Consider the following 19,716-nt stretch of genomic DNA (forward strand, 5'->3'; position numbering starts at 1 on the left):
AACCGCAACGTGTTGCGGGACAGTGACGGCATCCGCAATGCCGTTCGAATGGGGAGTTCAACGATCATGCGCAAGACGCTCATCGCCGCCACACTCGTCGCCGTACTCGCCGGGTGCAGCAGCCAGCAGGCACCCGCACCGCAGAATGCGACCGACGCCAGCTTCGAATCGAAGCTGCAGGAACAGCTTCTGGACGCCAAGCCTGGCACGGTGATCGACATCCCCGCTGGCCATTACCACCTCACGCGCGGACTCAGCCTGCGCACCGACGGCGTCACCATCAAGGGTGCCGGTAAGGACCAGACCGTGCTCTCGTTCAAGGGCCAGGTGGTCGGCCCCGAAGGCCTGCTGGTGAACGCCAACGACTTCACCATCGAGAACCTCACGATCGAGGACACCAAGGGCGATGCGCTGAAGATCAACCATGGCAGGAACATCACCATCCATGGCGTGCGCACGCAGTGGACGGACGGCTCGCAGACCAGCAACGGCCCGTATGGCATCTACCCGGTGAAGACGCAGAACGTGCTGATCGAGGATTCGGAAGCCATCGGCGCGTCCGACTCGGGCATCTACGTGGGCCAGTCCAACAACGTGATCGTGCGCAACAACCGCGCCGAACAGAACGTGGCCGGCATCGAGATCGAGAACACGGTGAACGCCGACGTGTACGGCAACACCGCCACCAACAACTCCGGCGGCATCCTGGTGTTCAACATGCCCGACCTGCTGATGGAAGGCAGCGGCACGCGCGTGTTCAAGAACCACGTGGTCGCCAACAATCACGACAACTTCGCGGCGAACGGTTCGGCGGTGGCCAGCGTTCCGGCAGGCTCGGGCGTGGTGGTGAACTCCAACCCGAAGGTGGAGATCTTCGACAACGACATCGCCGACAACAAGACGGCGAACATCATCGTGTCCAGCTTCTACTCCACCAACTACGCGAGCAAGACCGGCGTGGCCGCCGACTACGACCCGTACCCCAAGGGCATCTTCATCTACGGCAACCGCCTCAAGGGCGGCGGCGACTCGCCCAGCGGGCTGGATTTCAAGACGCTGAAGATCGCGATGTTCGGCATCGGCGGCCACTTCCCCGACGTGCTGTGGGACGGCTACAGCGACCCGAAATTCACCGACAAGACGCTGCCGCCGCAGGACCGCATCTGCATCCAGGACGTCAGCGGCGTGGTCGATGCCGACGGTCCCGATGGCTACAAGCATCCGAACACCGACATGAAGCCGTTCCAGTGCACGATCGACAAACTCCCGGCCGTGACGCTCAACCCCGAGCCGAAGCTCTGAGGCCGCGATGGTGAAGTCCGCGAAACATGCCGCGCAGCTGGCACTGCTTCTGTTGTCCGGCTGCCATCGCGGCTTGCCGCCGGCGGAATTCCATGCCGACGGCAAGCCGACCAAGCTCAGCGACTGGCACATGGTCGAGGCCCGCGACGGCAGGCTGGAACTCAACGCCGGCGTGGTGCCGTACAACCTCAACACGCCGCTGTTCACCGACTACGTGCACAAGCTGCGCACGGTGTGGATGCCCAAGGGGGTGTCTGCGAAATACGACGCGAAGAACACCTTCGACTTCCCGGTCGGCACCGTCGTCACCAAGACCTTCTATTACCCGCGCGCTGCCGACGGCAAGTTCAGCGACGTGGCGCGCACGCTGGACTACTCCGGCGACTTCGTCGGCCAGGACTTGAACCTGGCCAGCGTGCACCTGGTGGAAACCCGCCTGCTGGTGCGCCGCAAGGACGGCTGGACGCCGTTCGTCTACGTGTGGAACAAGGAGCAGACCGAGGCCACGCTGGTGCGTACCGGCGACGTGCAGGCACTCACCCTCGTCGGCGCGCAGGACCAGCGCGAGGACTTCAACTACGTGGTGCCCGACGAAGGCCAGTGCGTGAACTGCCACGAGGCCGACATGATCGGCCGCAGCATCCTGCCGATCGGCCCCAAGGCGCGGAACATGAACCGCGAGTACGACTACGGCAGCGGCCGCGAGAACCAGCTGGAGCACCTGGTCGCGATGGGCTACCTGATGGACATGCCCAAGCTGGCCGACGTGCCGAAGGCCGCCGACTGGCGCGATCCCAGCGCTACGCTCGATGCCCGCGCGCGCGCTTGGCTCGACGTCAACTGCGCGATGTGCCACAACCCGAACGGCGAGGCCAGCGTCACCGGCTTCTCGCTCGGCGCGGACGTGCCAGAAGACCACCACCTCGGCATTTGCAAGTCGCCCGAGGCAGCCGGTCCGGCCACCGGAGGGCGCCTGTTCGACATCGTGCCCGGCAAGCCGGACGACTCGATCATCATGAACCGCATCGGCTCCACCCGGCCCGGCACGATGATGCCGGAGATCGGCCGCAGCACCGTGGATCGTGAGGGCGAGGCGCTGATCCGCGCCTGGATTCTTTCGCTCAAGGGGAACTGCGACATCGTGCATTGAGCACGGCCGCAGCGGACGAAAACTTCCGGCGCGGTCACCGCGCCATGCATGACCAAGCCTGGGGAGAACGGGTATGACGATGCGTCTGCGACCACTGTCCGTCCAACTGCGTCTCGCGTTGCTCGGCAGCACCATGATGCTGGCCGCGCCGCTGGCCGCATGGGCTGCGGACGCACCGCAGAACACCGATGCCGGGCAAACCGCGAATGCGCCGGCCGCCACGCCCTCGCCCGGCACCACGAAGAACAACCAGAGCACCACCGAGCTGGGCAAGATCACGGTGACGGCGCAGAGCCGCACGCAGGAAATGCAGCAAGTACCGATCGCCTTGCAGATCGTCACTGCCAAGGACATCGCCAGCGTCACCGCCACCGACATCAGCCAGATGCAGTACTTCGTGCCTGGACTGGTCGTCACCACCTCCCAGCCGACCCAGCCCGGCTACACCCTGCGCGGCATCACCACCGAGGATTTCGGCATCGGCACCGAGCCCGCCGTGGGCGTATACGTGGACGGCGTCTACGCCGACCGCACCGGCGGCTCGATGCTGGCGTTCAACGACATCCAGCGCATCGAGGTGCTGAAAGGTCCGCAGGGAACGCTGTTCGGCCGCAACGCCGCCGGCGGCGCCATCTCGATCGTCACCAACGAACCCAGCGACAAGTTCGAGGGCGATGCCACGCTGCGTTACGGCAACTACGGCGAGCGCTACGCCTACGGCCTGGTCAACATTCCCCTGAACAAGGACATGGCGCTGCGCGTCAGTGCCTACGACAACCAGAGCGACGGGTGGATCAAGGACCAGGCGACCGGCCAGCGCTACGGCGACAACGGCGACTGGGGAACGCGTGCGGTATTCCGCTGGAACATCACGCCGGACACCCGCATGCTGTTGTCGTGGGACCACGAGAAGCTCAACCAGGCACCGCAGGCAGCCATCGGCCTGGTGCCGCTGTCGGACTTCACCCTGCGGCAACCCTCCGGCCTGGTGCTGCCGCCTTTCCCGGCGGAGCCGTCCACTTATCTGAATCCGTTGAACGCACCGCTGTACAACGACGCAGTCGGCGCCGACGAGCGCCGCCGCTTCGATGGCGTCACCCTGACGCTCGACCACAACTTCGCCTGGGGCAGCCTCACCTCGACCACCGCCTGGCGCAACTTCGATACCTTCAATCTCGAAGACAGCGACGGCACCGCCAACATCGACACCTACCTCGCCACCGCCAACATCGAGCACAACAACGCCTTCTCGCAGGAGTTCAAGCTCGCCGGTAGCAACGACCTGCTCGACTGGGTCACCGGCGTGAGCTGGTACAGCGAGCAGGCACGGCAGGGCAATCAGGTGGACGTCACGACCGACAGCATCGACACGCTGGCGGTGAACACGGGTGCCCAGACGGGAACGCCCACCGGCACCCTCTTCCACTACTTCCAGTCGATGCTCGACGCCTACAACCTGCCCTACACCCTGTTGGGCGATCCGTGGACCGAGCAGATCAACAACAACGGCAACTACAAGTCCTACGCAGCCTTCGGCGACGTGATCTGGCATCTCAGCGACAAGCTGGACCTGACCACCGGCGCGCGCTTCACCCACGACGAGCGGGATTTCTCCTGGTTCAACATCCCGCGCCAGGCGCCGCAACTGGACAATACGCTGAGCCAGCTCCAGCAGGCCGGCATACTCGACATGGCAGCCGCTATGGCCGGCATTCCCACGTCCGCCCTGCTCAGCGCCTTCCAGAGCAACGAGATCTTCACCGCCAGCGGCGGCGCGCCCGTCAACACCCTGGTCAGCGCGCACAACACATGGAACGACTTCAGCCCGCGCGCGGTGCTCAGCTACAAGTTCACCCAAGACGTGATGGCCTATTTCTCGGTGGCCAAGGGCTACAAGGCCGGCGGCTACGAAAGCCTGGACATCGGCTCGCACTTCGCGCCGGAGAAGGTGTGGAACTACGAGGCCGGCATCAAGACGGTGCTGCCGGAGTACAACCTTCTGTTCAACGGCTCGGTGTACTACTACCGCTACTACAACCTGCAGGAGCAGGTGCTCAACCCGAACGTCACCGGCCAGCCCGGCTCCAACGGCACGGGCATTCCGTACTACACCACCAGCGTCAGCAACGAAGAAGCCAAGGGCGTCGATCTGGAAGCGCAGTGGCAACCGGTCGAACCATTGAAATTCAATGCCAACGTGGCCTACATCAGCCAGCGCTACCTGCAATCCACGGCGCCGGACGGCACCGTGCTCAACGGTCAGCCCACCGGCAACCCGCTGTGGTCGGCTACCGCCGGCATGGCCTACACCGTGCACAACGTGGCCAACGGCAACGTGGTGTTCAACTTCCAGTATGGCTTCCGCAGCAAGACCCGCTGCAACGGGGAGTCGGAGATCCAGGGCACCTGCCAGACCAGTCCGAATTTCCAGGTTGGCACGGCCCAGCGCCATGCCAATGCGCGACTCGACTGGCAGACGCCGGACCAGCGCTGGGACGTCGGCCTGTTCGTGAACAATGTCTTCAATGAACGCTACATCGGCATCACCAATCTCACCACGACGGTGTTCGGCACGCCCTGGGCCGTCATCGATCCGCCCCGCACCTACGGCGCGGAATTGCGCGTGAAGTTCTGATCCCTGCCCGCCACCCCAAGGCCCACATGTCCGACCTCGACACCACACTGCGTCGGCTGCGCGAAGCGCAGGCGCACGACCCGCTGCCGGACTGGCCCACGCGCGCCGCGCGCCTGCGTGCGCTGCAACGCCTGTTGCTCGCGCATCGCGACGGCATCGCCGATGCGATCCACGCCGACTTCGGCAATCGACCGACACAAGAAACCGAATTGCTGGAGATCTTCCCCAGCCTCTCCGCCGTGCGCCACGCGTTGCGCCACGGCAAACGCTGGATGCGGGCGAAGCGGCGCCTCGCCGATTTGCTGTTCCTGCCGGCGCGCACCGAGCTGCGTCCGCAGCCGCTGGGCGTGGTGGGCATCATCGTGCCGTGGAACTATCCGCTCTACCTCGCGGTGGGACCACTGGTGGACGCGCTCGCCGCCGGCAATCGCGTGATGCTGAAGATGAGCGAATACACACCGCGTTTTTCGGCCTTGTTCGCCGAACTCGTCGCCAAGTACTTCCGCAACGACGAGGTGCAGGTGGTCAACGGCGACGCCGCCGTGGGCCAGGCGTTCGCCACGTTGCCGTTCGACCATCTGCTGTTCACCGGTTCCACTGCCGTAGGCCACCATGTGATGCGCGCGGCCGCAGCCAACCTCACGCCGGTGACGCTGGAACTGGGCGGCAAGTCGCCGGTGATCCTGGGCCCCGGTGCTCGCATGGAGCACGCGGCCGAACGCATCGTGTTCGGCAAGCTGATCAATGCAGGGCAGACCTGCATCGCGCCCGACTATGTGCTGCTGCCGCGTGCACGCATGGACGAGTTCGTCGCGGCGGCGCGTGCGGCGACGGCGCGCCTGTATCCCGACCTCGCACGCAATGCGCAATACGCCAGCATCGCCACCGACCGCCATTACGCGCGACTTTCCACGCTGCGCGACGATGCAAATGCCGCCGGCGCCTCAATCGAATCGCTGAGCGAGGCCACGCCCGATGCTGTGCGCCGCCTGCTGCCACCCGTGCTGATCACGGACGTGCGTGACGACATGCAAGTGATGCAGGAAGAAATCTTCGGTCCGCTGCTGCCGCTGGTGCCTTACGACACCATGGACGAAGCCATCGCCTATGTCGGCGCGCGTGCGCATCCGCTGGCGCTGTATCTGTTCGAGACGGACCGGTCGCTGATCGACCGCGTGCTGGCGCGCACCCATGCCGGCGGCGTCACCCTCAACGACACGCTCTACCACATCGCCCAGCACGAACTGCCCTTCGGCGGCGTGGGCGCCTCGGGCATGGGCGGCTACCACGGCGAGGCCGGCTTCCGCACCTTCTCGCACACCAAGCCCGTGTTCCGCCAGGCGCGCTGGAATGGCGCCGGGCTACTCAATCCGCCCTACGGCAAGCGCTTCCGGCAGATGCTGGATCTCCTGCTCAAACGCGGCTGAAGCACCTCTGCGATCATCCCTGATCGCGGAGATCAAATCGGCGGCCATCCATGCCCGCACTCTTCAGACAAGAAAAAACCTCCCCGCTTGCGCGGGGAGGTTTCTGGGGCGAAGCCGGTCAGAACTTGTACTGCGCCGACACGCTCAGCAGGTTGCCGTAGTCGTCGTAGGTGCCGGTCAGCACGTCGCCGGTGGCGCTGGTGGCATCGTTCACGCCTGCGTGGCTGACGAAGATGTGCGCATACGATGCGTTGATCTGGAAGTGCTCGCTGGCCTTGTAGCCGATACCGAAGGCAGCCATGCGGCGGGCGGCATCGGGCACGCGCGGATCGCGGTTGCTTGCGGTCATCGGCGCCTGGTCGACGGACACGCCGGCACGCAGGGTCAGCTTGTCGGTGGCGTAGTACTCGCCGCCGACCGCGACGTAGTAGGTGTTGCGCCAGTTGAACGGCAGGACGGTGGGGGGCTGCGCGTTGGCGTAGTCCACGGTGAGGCTGCGCATCACGCTCCATTGCGTCCACGACACATCCGCACCGATGCCGAACTTCGATTCCTGATGCCAGTAGCTCAGGGTGGCGACGGCCGGGTTGGTGAGGCGCGCCGTGCCACTGGTGTGGGTGAACGGCGGAATGCTGGAAGCCAGCTGCGGGTTGGCCTGCAACAGGCTGTAGCCCGGGGCGCCGGCGGTATCGAAATTGGCCGTGCCGTCGATGTCGTGGGTGATGCGCGAGCGGTAGTTCAAGCCCAGTCGATCATTCCCGGTCGGCTTCCAGTAGGCGCCCAGCTGCCAGCCCCAGGCCCAGTCGTTGCCCTTGACCTCGGCATAGCCGTCCGAATCCGGCGGAAGCGCCGCAGCCACCTGGGCTGCGCCGGCGGTCGCGGCGGCGGTAGCCGCGGCGGTGGCCTGCTGCTCGGCCGCGGCGAGCATCGCGGCAGCCTGCTGCGCCGTGATCTGGTTCGCAGCCTGCGCCGCCTGGATCTGGGCCGCAGCGGCAGCCACTGCCGCCGCCGCCTGCGCCTGCGCCTGCTTGGCGATGCCCTGCTGGATGCCCAGGCCCACGGCGTTGAAGTTGATCGCGTTGGTCAGGTCGGCATTGGTGCGTTCGGCGATGGCGCTGGCACCGATGCTCCACTCGTCGTTGATCTTGAACGAAGCCGACAGCGTGCTGTCGTACGACTTCAGCACGGTCTTGACGGCGTCGTAGCGGCCCATCCAGTTGTTGTCGTATTCGGTCTGGAAACCATACGGCACGTCGAACGCGACGCCGAGGTTGACGCGATCGCTCACCTTGGTGGAGATCGCCAGGGCAGGCACCGGCAGGGTGGTGCCGGCGTCGCCGCCGTTGCCGCCGCTGATGGGGTTGCCCAGCACGTCGTGCGAGCTGCCGCTGAACTTGGCGCTGAAGTTGATCGCGGTGATGTCGGCCTGCACATAGGTGCCGTCGAGGTCGCTCATCGCCGCCGGGTTGTTCTCCACCACCGACACGTCGCCACCGGCCGTGCTGGAACCCGCGTAGGCGCGGCCCAAGCCCTGCGTGCTGTTCTCATGCAACTGGAAGGCGCTGGCATGGGCCATGCCGGGTGCGACCAGGGCGACCGCAACGGCCGCGCTGAGCGCGGCGAACGCCAACGGACGGGAGGCGCTGGGGAGAAGGCGGTTGGACTTGTGCATCACATGCTCCTGCATCATGGAGTTGGGCGGTTCGCGTGCCGGACAGATCTCACACGAAATTCATACAAGCGTTTAACATCGCTGCGCGGCACTGTGCCCGCTCGTTCCGAGCGTTGCAAGTGCTGGCGCAGCAATCGCACGGGATAATCCCCGGCATCTGTCGCCGAACATCAGGGAACGCCCATGCAGTGCTACATCTACGCCAGCCGCCGCAAACCGGATACCTACCTGTGGCTGGCCGAGCGCGACGGTTTTGGCGTGCTGCCCGAATCGCTGCGCAGCATGCTGGGCGAACTGCGCTTCGCGCTGGAGCTGCAACTGGATGCGCAACGCCGCCTGCCGCGCGAGGACACCGCGCAAGTGCTCGCGCACCTGCACGAACAAGGCTGGCACCTGCAATTGCCGCCGGAGGGTGCGCTGACCGGCGCAAGCCATCCTGCGTACGGCGCAACGCTGGTCGATGCGCCGCCGCGCGATTGAACATGCTGCCCTCGCGTTAACGCGAGGTTACCGCCTAGCGTCATCACGGTTCCTATACTGTGAGGATGACTCAGACCAAATCGCGCCGACGCCCTCCGTTCCTGCAGGCACTTGCCTGGTTCATTCCTGGCCTGCTCGCCGTGGCGCTGGCCGGCACGGTGGCCCACCCGCTCACGTTGATCCCGTTGCTGCTGGCGAACGCATTGACGATGGCCGCGGTGTGCCATGCGATCGGCTTCGAACCCGAACCCAGCTTTGCGCGTGCAGTGCTGCGCCGCGGCGCCGCGCACCTGGTGATGCTCACCGGGTACGCGGTGATCGTATTCGTGCTGGTGGCATGGCCGATGCTGGCGCTGAGCCACGCGCACAGCCTGTCCGCCACGCTCGCGCTGGTCGCCACGCTGGTGCTGGCGTTGGCCGTGCTGTGGCGACCGTGGCCTGCGTTCGGGCTGGTGTTCGTGTGGGACGACGCCTACCCGTCGAAGCACGACGGCTCGTGGATCTTCACCGCGACGCTGCGCAGCCTGATGTTCGGCCGCCACCTCGCGCGCGAGGAACGCTTCTTCAGCCATTTCCTGCCCGCTGCCCTGGCCCTTCTGGCGATGACCTGGGGCGCCATTGCGCTGAGCGGCCTGTACGGCATGCTGCCGTCGGAAATCCGCATCGCCGCGCTTGCCTTGTATGGCGTGCTGGTACTGCCGTTGGGCTGCCTGATCGCGGCCAACCGCACGCTGCACGCGCTGCTTTGCGCGCAGCACGATCGCCACCGCCGGCGCGCGGAACATGCCGACGCGGCGATCGCGGCGAAATCCGCCGCACCAGCGGTCGCCGCGCCCTTGAGCGAAGAGGAACGCACGGCCGGCACGCCGGAACAGGCCGCCGCCCTGCTCGCCGCCACCCGCGACGGCGACATCGAGCGCGCGCTTGCCCTGGTCGAGGCCGGTGCAAACCCGGACACCGCGCCGCTCGCCGGCGACCGCGACCAGCGTCCCGTGCTGATGCTCGCCGCGCTGCTGCCGGACACGCGCCTGCTGCGCGCGCTGATCGCCAAGGGTGCGGACGTCAACCGTGCCAGCGGCGGCCTCACCCCACTGCTCGCCGCCACGCGCGACAGCCTGCACGGCCGGGCCGAGGCGGTGATGACCCTGCTCGCCAACGGCGCCAATCCGCTTGCTGCCGACGGCGAGGGCCGCACCGCGCTGCACGGCGCCGTACTCGGCGAGGAACCGATGGTGGCGGCGATGCTGCTGGACGCCGACGCACCGATCAATGCACTGGATCGATCCGGCACCAGCCCGCTCGCGGCCGCCTGCCGCGCCGCCAACTGGCCGCTGGCGAAATTCCTGCTTGAACGCGGCGCCAAGCCGGCGCTGGCCAACGGCGAGCCCGCGCTGGTCGCCGCAGCCGGCATCGCCGACGACGATCCCGCCGGCGTGAAGTTGTTGCTCAAGCATCGTGCCGCGGTGAATGCGGTGGATACGCGCCGCCGCAGCGCACTGATCGCGGCCGCCGCCGAGGGTCACGAACAGATCGCCCGGGCGCTGTGTGCCGCCGGCGCCGACGCCACGCTGGCCGACCAGCACGGCAGCACGGCGCTCATGGAGGCCGCACGCGCAGGCGCAGTGGGTATCGTGCAGCGGCTCGCCGAAGCGCAGCCCGACGCGCGCGCGCGCGACAGCCATGGCCGCGACGCACTCACCCTTGCCTGCCAGTCGCCACGCGCGCATGCGGACACCGTGCGTGCGCTGCTCGCGCTGGGTGCCGAACCGAAGGCACCCGGCAGCGACGGCCGCAGCGCGCTCGACCATGCTGCGGCCACCGGGCGTTGGGATCTGGTTGCTCTGCTCGATCCGGAAACCCCGTTGCCCGCCAGCATCGGCCAGGTCGCGTTGTCCAGCGGCGCCGACACACCGGCGCACCTGCTCGACGCGCTGCGCTTCGGTCACTGGGCCATCGTTTCCGGCTTCGCCGCGCGCGTGCAAACGTGGCCGCAGGCGCAGCTCGCCCAGCTCTACCTCGACCTCGCCCAGCCGGGCCAAGGTCAGGCGCGACGCTGGTTGCTGGATCACGGCCTCGATCCCGAAGCGCGCCTCGCCGCGCAGCAGCTTGACGACGAACACGGCGACGAGACCGTCCTCGCCGATGACGAACGCTCCGCGCTGCCGCCGCTGGGCCGCCGCTTGTTCGATGCCCTGCTGCTGCAACTGCCTGCCGCCATCGAAGCTGTGATCGACCTGTTGCACGCCGGCGCCACGCCGGCGGGCGCCGGCCTGCTGGCGCAGGCGCTGCAACGTCTCGGCGGGTCCGCGCAGGGCACGGCGCTGGCGCAGGCATTGCTGGAGCGCGGTGCCGATCCCTTCGGGCCCGATGCACGCGAGCGCACGCCGCTGCAGCTCGCCGCGGTGAACGGCCAGCTCCAACTGCTGCATGTCCTGCTTGCGCGCGGCTGCAACCCGAACTGCCGCGACCGCGACGGCCGCACGCCGTTGTTCGCAGCGCTGGAACACGGCGAAGCCGCGCTGCCGATGGTGCGCCTGTTGATCGCCCACGGCGCCGACGCCGAATCCACCGACGCCAATGGCGAGACGCCCTTGGGCCTGGCGCTGGAGCATCCTGCCATCGAGCGCTGGCTGGACTGGGGCCATTGGCCGCGCCCGCGCCGCCCCCTGCGCGCCAGCGATCTGCCTGCGGCCGCGCAAGCCGGCGCATTGACCGCCGTACAACGCCTGCTGGAACTGGGCTTCGCCGTCGACACCGTCGATGCGCACGGCGCCAGCGCGCTGCTGCATGCATGCGGCGGCGGCCATGCCGAGATCGCCGCCTGCCTGCTCGACGCCAGTGCCGATCCAGCGCTGGCCGCCGCCAACGCCATCACTCCGCTGGCAGCCGCGGTGGCCGGTGGCCGCGAAAGCACCACTGCCCTGCTGCTGGAACGCAAGGCCGAAGTCGATCAGCGCCTGCCGAACCAGGGTACCGCCCTGATGGTGGCCGCCGCGATGGGACGCCCCGAGCTGGCGGAGGTGCTGATCGCCGCCGGCGCCGACGTCAATGCCGTCGACTCGCATGGACACAGCGCATTGCACGCCGCTGCGCAGTATGGCTTCGAGCACAACGACAGCCTGCGCGCGCGCCGCCTGCTCGACGTGCTGCTCAAGCACGGCGCCACCGTCGACCGCGCCGATGGCGAAGGCAAGACAGCGCTGCTGCTGCTGCTCGGCGCCTCGCAACGACCCGGCAGCGAATGCGACGCCACCCATCTGGGGGCGCTGGTGCCCGCGCTGCTGGAAGCCGGTGCCAACGTGGCGCATGCCGACCAGCGCGGCGTCACGGCCTTGCACGCCTGCGCCATGCACACCCTGCTGGCACCAGCCCGCGTGCTGCTGTCGCGCGGCGCGGATCGCGCCGCCACCGACGCCTTCGGCCGCACCGCCGCCGACGTGGCCCGTCAACTGGGCTTCGTGGATATCGCGCACGAACTCGCCGTGCGCACCGGCGCGATCCCCAGCGTGCGGCAAACCCTGCGCCAGCCGGCCCAGTCGGCGGAGTGATCAGGCCACTGCCTGCCAGCGCGCATGGCGCGTCGGCGGCAGACCGCACCAGGCATCGGCGACCTGTTCCACGGTGAGCGCATCCACCCGGCTACCGTGCGGGGGGCCGCCCAGCACGGTCACCACGCTGCCCGGCGCGGCGCGCGGCGCCCAGTGCGCGGGCGAAACTCCGCCGAACATCACCACCAATGGGCAACCCATCGCAGCGGCAAGATGTGCCGGCCCGGTGTCCACCGACACCATACTGTGCGCACAAGCCAGCAAGGCCTTCAGCCGCATCAACGGCAGCTCGTCGGCGACCGACAGCACGGCCTCGCTGGCCGCGATGGCACGAATGCTTTCCAGATAGTCGGCTTCCCGCGGGCAGCCGCACAGCAGTACCCGCGCCGACGGCAGCGTTTCCAGGATGGTCCAGGCCAGTGCCGCCCATTGCTGCAGCGGCCACGCCTTGTCGTCCTGCTCGATCGCACGCACGCCGTTCCAGCGCAAGGTGCGCTTGTTGGCCGGCTGCAGCAGCACCAGCGGATGGCCATACAGGCCGCGCGCACGCAGCCAGCGCTCGCAATCGGCACGTGCCGCCGCGTCCACCCGCAACTGCGGTGCGGCACCGGGGTCGACCACCAGCGTGTCACAGCGGCCGCGGAATGCGGATGGCGTGCAATCGCCGAAACGCAGCAGATGGTCGACCCAGTGCTCGTGTTCCCGCAACGGCGTGTCGACCAGATAAGCGCAGTGCGTCGACGGCACGCCCGCCAGCCTGAGCATGCGCTGGACCCGCAACAACGCCCGCGGCTGCGGCTCGCACACGTATACCGGCGCATCGCGCCGCTGGCGCAGCCAGCCGATCGCACGCCACTGTTCGCGGCTGAGCAGCAACGGCCGGTGCGGTGTCTGCAGCGCGGACACGTCGGCTACCTCGGGTTGATCCGCATACAGCCCTTGCGGCCACGTGCCGATCGCAAGCAGGTCGCAAGGCTCGCCGTAGCGCTGCTGCAACTTGTGCAGCAACGGCTGCAGCAGCACGGTATCGCCAAGGCGGCCGAAGCGGATGACCAGCGGATGCGGCGAGGTAGGCATGCACATCGCAACGCCGCGTGCGGGGCTTCGTTGACAGCAGGAATTTGCGCGCGCGGGAACCCTTCAGGCATCGCAAGATCAAGCGACGGTCCGCGTGTCAGTCCTGGCTCGTCAACGGCGTGGCGGGATCGCGTTCGCGCGCTTCGCGCGCCTGCGGTTCGTTGTCCGCTTCGAACAGCTTGTCCAGTTCGGCCAGTGCTTCCTTCGTGGTCTGCACCAGCTTGGCTTCGTCGTCGTAGACGAGGTATTGGGCCTTGATGAGCTCGGCGTCCTGCCGGCGGAAGCGTTCGACGCGATCCATCGCGCGTTCGGGCGTCAGGCCCAGTGCGATCAACGCCTGCTTGGTCATCTTGAGGCTGGAATAAAGCGTCTCGCGGATCGGCTCATCCACGCCGAGGTCCATCAGCCGCCACACGTGCTGACGGTTGCGCGCGCGGGCCACGATCTTCAGATGCGGATACATGCGCCGCACCACGCGTGCCACGTGCAGGCTGGATTCCGGCTCGTCGCTGGCCAGCACGAACACCTCGGCCTTGTCCGCCTGTGCGGCGCGCAGCAGTTCCGGGCGCGCGGGATCGCCATAGAAGATGTCGTTCCAGCGGCCGAAGCGGCGTATCAGGTCCATCTGCTCGACCGAATGATCCAGTGCCACGAACGGAATGCCTTCCGCGCGCAGCACGCGTGCCACGATCTGCCCCATGCGGCCGTAGCCGGCGATGATGACCCGCGGCGAGTGCGCCACGATGGTGTCGAAATCGCGTGCCGGCTGGCGCACCTTGCGCGCCCCCAGCAGCTTCGCCAGTGCGGCCACCAGCAGCGGGGTCAGCGCCATCGACAGGGTGATCGCCAACACCAGCAGATTGTGCTGGCGCGCGGCGATCAGCCCTTGCCCGTCGGCGAGCTTGAGCACCACGAAAGCGAACTCGCCGCCGCAAGCCAGCAGCACCACGAGGCGCAGCGCATCGCCGCGCTCCAATCCGCCCACGATCCGCCCCAGCGGCCACAGCGGGGCGCCTTTCAGCAGCAGCAGGGCGGCTACCAGCGCCAGTACCTGCAAGGGCGAGCGCAGCAGCAGGGAGATGTCCATCGACATGCCCACGCTGATGAAGAACAAGCCAAGCAGTAAGCCCTTGAACGGCTCGATGTTGGATTCCAGCTCATGACGGTATTCCGAGTCGGCCAGCAGCACGCCGGCGAGGAACGCGCCCAGCGTCACCGACACCCCGGCCATTTCCATCAGCAAGGCCACGCCCATCACCACCAGCAGCGCGGTGGCAGTGGACACCTCCACCGCCTCCGCCTTTGCCACGAAGCGGAACACAGGGCGCAGCAGATAGCGGCCACCCACCACCACGGCAACGATCACGCCCACCGTGCGCAACGCACCGACGAGATCGAAACCGTGGCTGGTCGTGCTGGCGAGGAACGGCACGGCGGCGATCAGCGGGATCGCCGCCAGGTCCTGGAACAGCAATATCGCGAAGGCCTGCCGTCCATAGGCGGTGCCGGCCTCCTTTCGCTCGCCGAGTATCTGCAGGCCGAACGCGGTGGACGACAGCGCCAGGCTGCCGCCCACGATCAGCGCCGCGCCCGGCGTGAATCCGAGCAACCACCATGCGACCACGCCGATCATTGCGCTGGTTGCCAATACCTGGAGCAAGCCGGTGCCGAACACCGAGTGCCGCATCACCCACAAGCGCTGCGGCGACAGTTCCAGGCCGATCACGAACAGCATCAGCACCACGCCGAACTCGGAGATCGCGGCGATGCCGCCGTTGTCGGCCACCAGCCGCAGCGCCTGCGGTCCGATGGCGATGCCGGCCAGCAGATAGCCCAATACCGCGCCCAGCTTGAAACGCTTGGTCAGCGGTACCGCGATCACGGTAGCCAGCAGGAACACTACGGCCACCTGCAGGAAATGATGGCTGTCCACGTGCGCTCCGGTCCGTTTGTAGGGGTTGATTATTTCACGCTGGTCGGAGGTGTGCGGTTGGGGCACCCGCGTAACGGACTGGCAGTCCGGTTTCGCCGTCGCGGGTGAGGGAGGGAGCGGGGGTTCATGTGCCTCTTCGCCAAGGCCTGGCGGGGCACTGAATGCCCTGCCGCAAGGAGCGGGCGGTTCCGGACGCCTGCCGCCGGGTAGAACCACCCGATTCGCTGCGAAAGCGCGAAAGCCATGGTCGCGGACTCGAACCTCCCTTCAAGAAAGGAGAACCTCGACCGCGTGATCGCCAGCACGCTCTCATCCGCCATTCATGCCGGGTGCTCCCCCGCACCACCAGACCATGGGATGATCCCCGACCATGAAAACCCTAGCCGCCATCGCCGCGCTCGCTGTCGCCCTTGTCGCCCCGTTGCAGGCGCAGGATTCCATCCCTGTGTACGGCTATCGCGTGGTGCACAGCTATCCGCACGACCCCAAGGCCTATACCGAAGGCCTGCTCTACCTGGATGGCCATCTCTACGAGAGCACCGGCCAAGTGGGCAACTCCACCGTGCGCAAGGTGGATCTGCAGACCGGCAAGGTGCTGCAATCCGCGCCGACACCGTGGCCGGACTACGGCGAAGGCATCGCGGTGTGGAAAGACAAGCTGATCCAGCTCAGCTGGCAAAACCACGAAGGCTTCATCTACGACCTCGCGACCCTGAAGCCGAATGCGCGCTTCCCCTATCCCGGCGAAGGCTGGGCGCTCACCGGTGACGGCAAGCGTCTCTATATGAGCGACGGCACGCCGACGATCCGCATCCTCGACCCGGACACGCTGCAGCAGACTGGCCAGATCGCGGTGACCGCCGACGGCCAACCGCTGGCCAACATCAACGAACTGGAATGGGTGAAAGGCCAGATTTACGCCAACGTGTGGCTGACCACGCGCATCGCGCGCATTGATCCGGCCAGCGGCAAGGTGGTCGGCTGGATCGATCTCGCCGGCCTGGTTCCGCCGGCAGACACGCTGGCCGACCCCGTCAACGACGTGCTGAACGGCATCGCCTACGATGCCCAGCACGACCGCCTGTTCGTCACCGGAAAGTGCTGGCCGAAGCTGTACGAGATCAAGCTGGTGCCGCCTAAGCACGTGCGCTGAAAACACCACACGCCTGAAGACACCCTGGTCGCATGGCCGGTGCGCGGCGGCCTTGCCTTGACCGGAGCGCCAGGCATCCGCACACCGGGTGCGCTCCTGCGGTGCAATCACTCCGCCGCCAGCGCGCGCCGGATGATGCCGGCCAGTTGCGCCACCGCCGGCGAGGGTTCCGCCTCGGCACGGTGCAGCGCCAAACCGAGCATGGGCAACGCAGGCAATCCCGCCTGCTTCGCGGTCAATGCGCGCACGTTCTCCGGCAGGCCCAGCGATGTGCGTACGCTCACGCCCAAGCCTGCATTCACGGCGGCCCAGGTTCCGGCAAGACTGGTGCTGCTGAAGGCGATGCGCCAGGCGATGCCCGCGCGATCCAGCGCCGCGATGGCCGCACTGCGCAGCAGGCAGGGCGATTCCAGCATCACCAGCGGCAACGGTTCGCCGCGCTGTTGGAGTTTCATCGGCGCGTCGGCCGCCACCACCCAGCGCATCGGCCATCGCCCTTCGCGTTCGGCATGCGGACTTCCCGCGCCGGCTTCCCACGCCAGCGCCAGGTCGAGCTTTCCCTTGTTCACGCCATCGAGCAGCTCCGCATTGCGCGCGATGCGCGCCTCGATACGCAACTTTGGGTGCGTCCGCGCGAAGCGGCCGAGTACCGCGGGCAGCAGGCTTTCACCAAAGTCCTCCTGCATGCCCAGCCGCACGCGCCCTGCCAGTTCCACGCCGCGGATCGCGGCGACGGCTTCATCGTTCAACTCCAGCAGGCGCCGCGCATAGCCAAGCATCGCTTCGCCCACCTCGGTGAGCGCCATGCCGCGCCCGGCCTTGCGCAACAGCGGCGCGCCGGCTTGCCGTTCCAGCTTCTTGAGTTGCGCGCTCACCGCGGAAGTGGAGCGGTTCAGGCGTTCGGCCGCCTGCGCGAAGCTGCCCAGTTCGATGCCGGTGGCAAAGCTCCGCAGCGTATCAATGTCGAGGTTGACGCGAGGCATGGCAATGATCCTGTTTTTCGGGATTATCGATATCGAATTTCCCGATTTTCAGGATCATCATCGACCGCTATCGTGGCCCCGTCAAATCCCGCATGAGACTGCCCACATGGCCCACGATCCGCAATACGCACACAAGAGCATTGGCGACATTGCCCCTAAACTCGCCGCACTCACCGATGACGTGCTGTTCGCCGACGTCTGGTCGCGCACCCAGCTTCGCCCGCGCGAACGCAGCATCGCCACGGTGGCGGCACTCGTCGCCCTGAACCGCACCGAGCAACTGCCGTTCCACCTCGACCGCGCCCGCGACAACGGCCTCGAGGACGAGGAACTGGTCGAACTCATCACCCACCTCGCGTTCTATGCCGGTTGGCCCTGCGCGTTCTCGGCCATCGGCGTGCTGCGCAAGATGCAGACGGAGCGCGCGCCATGATCGCGATGCAATACACCATCACGCTGCCTGCCGGTTACGACATGGCCATCATCCGCCGGCGCATCGCGGACAAGGGCCATCTGCTGGACGACTTTCCCGGCCTCGGGTTCAAGGCATGGCTGTACGCCCTGCGCGACGACGGCGAATTGCCCAGCCGCGACAACCTCTACGCGCCGTTCTACCTGTGGCACGACAGTGCAGGCATGAACGCCTTCCTCAATGGCTCCGGATTCGCCGCGCTGTCGCAGGATTTCGGACGCCCCGCGGTGCGCAACTGGATACCGTGGCAGGCGGAACTCGTCCACGATCTGCGCGGCGTAGTCTGCGCCACGCGCGAAATCGCAGTGCTGCCCGACCATGCGGACCTCGCGGAGTGGCAGCGCAGGGAAGAGGAGTCCACGCATGCCGCCATGGCCGAAGGCGCGCTTGCCGCGATCACTGCCTGCAACCCGGCGGATTGGACGCTGGCGCGTTTCCGGCTCTGGCCCGAAGTGCGTGCCGACCTCGCTGGCGCAGAATGCCAGGCCTACCGCGTCGGCCATATATCGCAACCTCGATAGACCCCGCACGACACCTACCGGAGAAAACCCATGCCCCTCGTCCGCATCTCCCTGCGCCGCGGCAAGTCCGCCGCCCATCTCGCCGCCTTGCGCAACGGCATCTATGCCGCCATGCGCGAAACCTTCAACGTGCCGGAAGACGACCGTTTCATCCTGGTCCACCAGCACGAGGCCGAGGAATTCGACTGCGACCCGAACTACCTCGGCATCGCGCGCGGCGACGACCTGGTGATCGTGCAGATCGCCTGCAACAACACGCGCACGGTGGCGCAGAAGCAGGCGTTCTATCGCCGCGTGGCCGAGAACCTCGCCGCCGATCCCGGCCTGCGGCCCGAGGATGTCTTCATCAACCTGCTGGAGACGGCCAAGGAGAACTGGTCGTTCGGCAACGGCATCGCGCAATACGCGTGAGCTGCCTCAGCGGGGAAGCACACCTATCGTGCGCATCCATGCGTCCGCCAGATCGGTCCAGTGGGTGATCGGCATGTCCGTGCGCCGCACGCCGAAAGCATGGCCGCCGTGCGCGTACAGATGCATCTCTGTCGGAACGTCGGCGGCCTTCAGCGCAGCGAAATACGTCAGCGCCTGCTGCACGCCGTCCACATTGTCGTCTTCGGCTTGCACGACGAAGGTGGGCGGCGTGTCGTGGGTGACGGGCACGTTGGGATTCAACTTGCCGCTCTCCAGCGCGAGGTGCCCCGGGTAGATCGCCATGGCGAAATCCGGGCGCGCGCTTTCCCAGTCGGCTTCGTCCACCGGCTTGTACAAGCGCTTGCCGAAGTGCGTGCTGATTTCCGCCACCAGGAAACCGCCGGCGGAGAAGCCGACCACGCCGACCTTGTGCGGATCGATGTTCCATGCCTTCGCGTGCAGGCGCACCAGACCCATCGTGCGCTGCACGTCCTCCAGCGCCATCGTCGGCACCTGATAATTGTGTGGTCGGCTATCGCTGTGCCAGTCGTAGGGTGCGCTCGGCACGCGATATTTCAACAGTACGCAGGTGATACCTCGCGCGGTCAGCCAATCGCAGATCTCAGTGCCCTCCAGATCGATGGCCAGGATCTCGAAGCCGCCGCCGGGAATCACCACCACCGCAGCGCCCGTATTCTTTCCTTGCGGCGCATAGACCGTCAGGGTGGGGTGCGACACGTTGCTCACAGCCGTCACGGTCTTGCCGGCGAGCAATTGGGCGCCCGTTTCCGTCTTCTCCGGCCCTGGCATCGTCTTCATGTCGGGCGGCGTGCCCGGCCACAGTGACATCTGCAGGTGGCCGGCGGAAGGCTGCCAGACTGTTTCCGCCGCGTGCGTGCCCACGCATGCGAACAGCAGGCCGAAGAACACTAGCCACGTTTTCATGCTGCCC

At 67.0% G+C, this 19,716-nt stretch carries 15 protein-coding genes; 10 read left to right on the forward strand and 5 right to left on the reverse strand.

The features are described 5' to 3' along the window. Positions 1-66: 66 nt before the first annotated feature. From ISP25_RS12035 to ISP25_RS12050, 4 genes are all read left to right on the forward strand, one after another. Positions 67-1,302, forward strand: a complete 1,236-nt coding sequence (locus tag ISP25_RS12035) for a parallel beta-helix domain-containing protein (RefSeq protein ID WP_404614147.1) — start codon at positions 67-69, stop codon at positions 1,300-1,302. 7 nt (positions 1,303-1,309) lie between these two features. Continuing rightward, positions 1,310-2,452, forward strand: a complete 1,143-nt coding sequence (locus ISP25_RS12040) for an SO2930 family diheme c-type cytochrome (protein ID WP_404614149.1) — start codon at positions 1,310-1,312, stop codon at positions 2,450-2,452. 73 nt (positions 2,453-2,525) lie between these two features. Further along, the gene (locus ISP25_RS12045; protein ID WP_404614151.1) at positions 2,526-5,087 is read left to right on the forward strand and encodes a TonB-dependent receptor; all 2,562 of its coding nucleotides are present in this window, start codon (positions 2,526-2,528) and stop codon (positions 5,085-5,087) included. Next, positions 5,087-6,514 carry a coniferyl aldehyde dehydrogenase gene (locus tag ISP25_RS12050; protein WP_404616309.1) on the forward strand — a complete coding sequence of 476 codons (1,428 nt, stop codon included), beginning with the start codon at positions 5,087-5,089 and terminating at the stop codon, positions 6,512-6,514. The genes ISP25_RS12045 and ISP25_RS12050 overlap by 1 nt, the downstream gene beginning before the upstream one ends. Before the next feature lie 118 nt (positions 6,515-6,632). Here the strand turns inward: ISP25_RS12050 and ISP25_RS12055 are convergent, their stop codons facing one another. Continuing rightward, entirely contained in the window at positions 6,633-8,186 is a 1,554-nt protein-coding gene (locus ISP25_RS12055) for an OmpP1/FadL family transporter (RefSeq protein ID WP_192155679.1), read from the reverse strand. A 183-nt stretch (positions 8,187-8,369) separates the two neighbouring features. On the opposite strand from ISP25_RS12055, the gene ISP25_RS12060 reads away from it, so the two are divergent. Both ISP25_RS12060 and ISP25_RS12065 read left to right on the forward strand, forming a co-directional pair. Beyond that, positions 8,370-8,666 (forward strand): YcgL domain-containing protein, encoded by a 297-nt coding sequence (locus ISP25_RS12060; protein WP_404614153.1) that lies wholly within the window; start codon positions 8,370-8,372, stop codon positions 8,664-8,666. A gap of 65 nt (positions 8,667-8,731) precedes the next feature. Then, entirely contained in the window at positions 8,732-12,214 is a 3,483-nt protein-coding gene (locus ISP25_RS12065) for an ankyrin repeat domain-containing protein (RefSeq protein ID WP_404614155.1), read from the forward strand. On the opposite strand, the gene ISP25_RS12070 is transcribed toward ISP25_RS12065, so the two are convergent. Together ISP25_RS12070 and ISP25_RS12075 are read right to left on the reverse strand one after the other, a co-directional pair. After that, positions 12,215-13,291, reverse strand: coding sequence for a glycosyltransferase family 9 protein (locus ISP25_RS12070; RefSeq protein ID WP_404614157.1), 1,077 nt, complete (start codon positions 13,289-13,291; stop codon positions 12,215-12,217). A gap of 97 nt (positions 13,292-13,388) precedes the next feature. Next, positions 13,389-15,224, reverse strand: coding sequence for a monovalent cation:proton antiporter-2 (CPA2) family protein (locus ISP25_RS12075; RefSeq protein ID WP_404614159.1), 1,836 nt, complete (start codon positions 15,222-15,224; stop codon positions 13,389-13,391). Positions 15,225-15,594: 370 nt separating this feature from the next. On the opposite strand from ISP25_RS12075, the gene ISP25_RS12080 reads away from it, so the two are divergent. Then, positions 15,595-16,377 carry a glutaminyl-peptide cyclotransferase gene (locus ISP25_RS12080; RefSeq protein ID WP_192155688.1) on the forward strand — a complete coding sequence of 261 codons (783 nt, stop codon included), beginning with the start codon at positions 15,595-15,597 and terminating at the stop codon, positions 16,375-16,377. A 107-nt stretch (positions 16,378-16,484) separates the two neighbouring features. Here ISP25_RS12080 and ISP25_RS12085 read toward each other — a convergent pair whose 3' ends face one another. Beyond that, positions 16,485-17,360, reverse strand: a complete 876-nt coding sequence (locus ISP25_RS12085) for a LysR substrate-binding domain-containing protein (protein WP_404614161.1) — start codon at positions 17,358-17,360, stop codon at positions 16,485-16,487. A 106-nt stretch (positions 17,361-17,466) separates the two neighbouring features. On the opposite strand from ISP25_RS12085, the gene ISP25_RS12090 reads away from it, so the two are divergent. Genes ISP25_RS12090 through ISP25_RS12100 form a run of 3 tightly spaced genes read left to right on the forward strand, consistent with a single transcriptional unit; the run spans position 17,467 to position 18,764 of the window. Next, positions 17,467-17,793: a carboxymuconolactone decarboxylase family protein gene (locus tag ISP25_RS12090; RefSeq protein ID WP_404616310.1), complete on the forward strand. Its 327-nt coding sequence runs from the start codon at positions 17,467-17,469 to the stop codon at positions 17,791-17,793. Then, on the forward strand, positions 17,790-18,353 hold the full coding sequence (locus ISP25_RS12095) for a DUF4865 family protein (RefSeq protein ID WP_404614163.1): 564 nt from the start codon (positions 17,790-17,792) through the stop codon (positions 18,351-18,353). The genes ISP25_RS12090 and ISP25_RS12095 overlap by 4 nt, the downstream gene beginning before the upstream one ends. Before the next feature lie 30 nt (positions 18,354-18,383). Beyond that, entirely contained in the window at positions 18,384-18,764 is a 381-nt protein-coding gene (locus ISP25_RS12100) for a tautomerase family protein (RefSeq protein WP_404614165.1), read from the forward strand. 6 nt (positions 18,765-18,770) lie between these two features. Here the strand turns inward: ISP25_RS12100 and ISP25_RS12105 are convergent, their stop codons facing one another. After that, on the reverse strand, positions 18,771-19,709 hold the full coding sequence (locus ISP25_RS12105; RefSeq protein ID WP_404614167.1) for an alpha/beta hydrolase: 939 nt from the start codon (positions 19,707-19,709) through the stop codon (positions 18,771-18,773). Between the last annotated feature and the right edge of the window lie 7 nt (positions 19,710-19,716).

The sequence above is a fragment of the Rhodanobacter hydrolyticus genome (assembly GCF_044904645.1).

What these genes read in the sequence shown, in the direction of transcription:
- ISP25_RS12035 (WP_404614147.1), top strand. Translation starts at nt 67, where the DNA reads ATGCGCAAGACGCTCATCGCCGCCACACTCGTCGCCGTACTCGCCGGG.
- ISP25_RS12040 (WP_404614149.1), top strand. Translation starts at nt 1,310, where the DNA reads ATGGTGAAGTCCGCGAAACATGCCGCGCAGCTGGCACTGCTTCTGTTG.
- ISP25_RS12045 (WP_404614151.1), top strand. Translation starts at nt 2,526, where the DNA reads ATGACGATGCGTCTGCGACCACTGTCCGTCCAACTGCGTCTCGCGTTG.
- ISP25_RS12055 (WP_192155679.1), bottom strand. Translation starts at nt 8,186, where the DNA reads ATGCACAAGTCCAACCGCCTTCTCCCCAGCGCCTCCCGTCCGTTGGCG.
- ISP25_RS12060 (WP_404614153.1), top strand. Translation starts at nt 8,370, where the DNA reads ATGCAGTGCTACATCTACGCCAGCCGCCGCAAACCGGATACCTACCTG.
- ISP25_RS12065 (WP_404614155.1), top strand. Translation starts at nt 8,732, where the DNA reads ATGACTCAGACCAAATCGCGCCGACGCCCTCCGTTCCTGCAGGCACTT.
- ISP25_RS12070 (WP_404614157.1), bottom strand. Translation starts at nt 13,291, where the DNA reads ATGCCTACCTCGCCGCATCCGCTGGTCATCCGCTTCGGCCGCCTTGGC.
- ISP25_RS12080 (WP_192155688.1), top strand. Translation starts at nt 15,595, where the DNA reads ATGAAAACCCTAGCCGCCATCGCCGCGCTCGCTGTCGCCCTTGTCGCC.
- ISP25_RS12085 (WP_404614161.1), bottom strand. Translation starts at nt 17,360, where the DNA reads ATGCCTCGCGTCAACCTCGACATTGATACGCTGCGGAGCTTTGCCACC.
- ISP25_RS12090 (WP_404616310.1), top strand. Translation starts at nt 17,467, where the DNA reads ATGGCCCACGATCCGCAATACGCACACAAGAGCATTGGCGACATTGCC.
- ISP25_RS12095 (WP_404614163.1), top strand. Translation starts at nt 17,790, where the DNA reads ATGATCGCGATGCAATACACCATCACGCTGCCTGCCGGTTACGACATG.
- ISP25_RS12100 (WP_404614165.1), top strand. Translation starts at nt 18,384, where the DNA reads ATGCCCCTCGTCCGCATCTCCCTGCGCCGCGGCAAGTCCGCCGCCCAT.
- ISP25_RS12105 (WP_404614167.1), bottom strand. Translation starts at nt 19,709, where the DNA reads ATGAAAACGTGGCTAGTGTTCTTCGGCCTGCTGTTCGCATGCGTGGGC.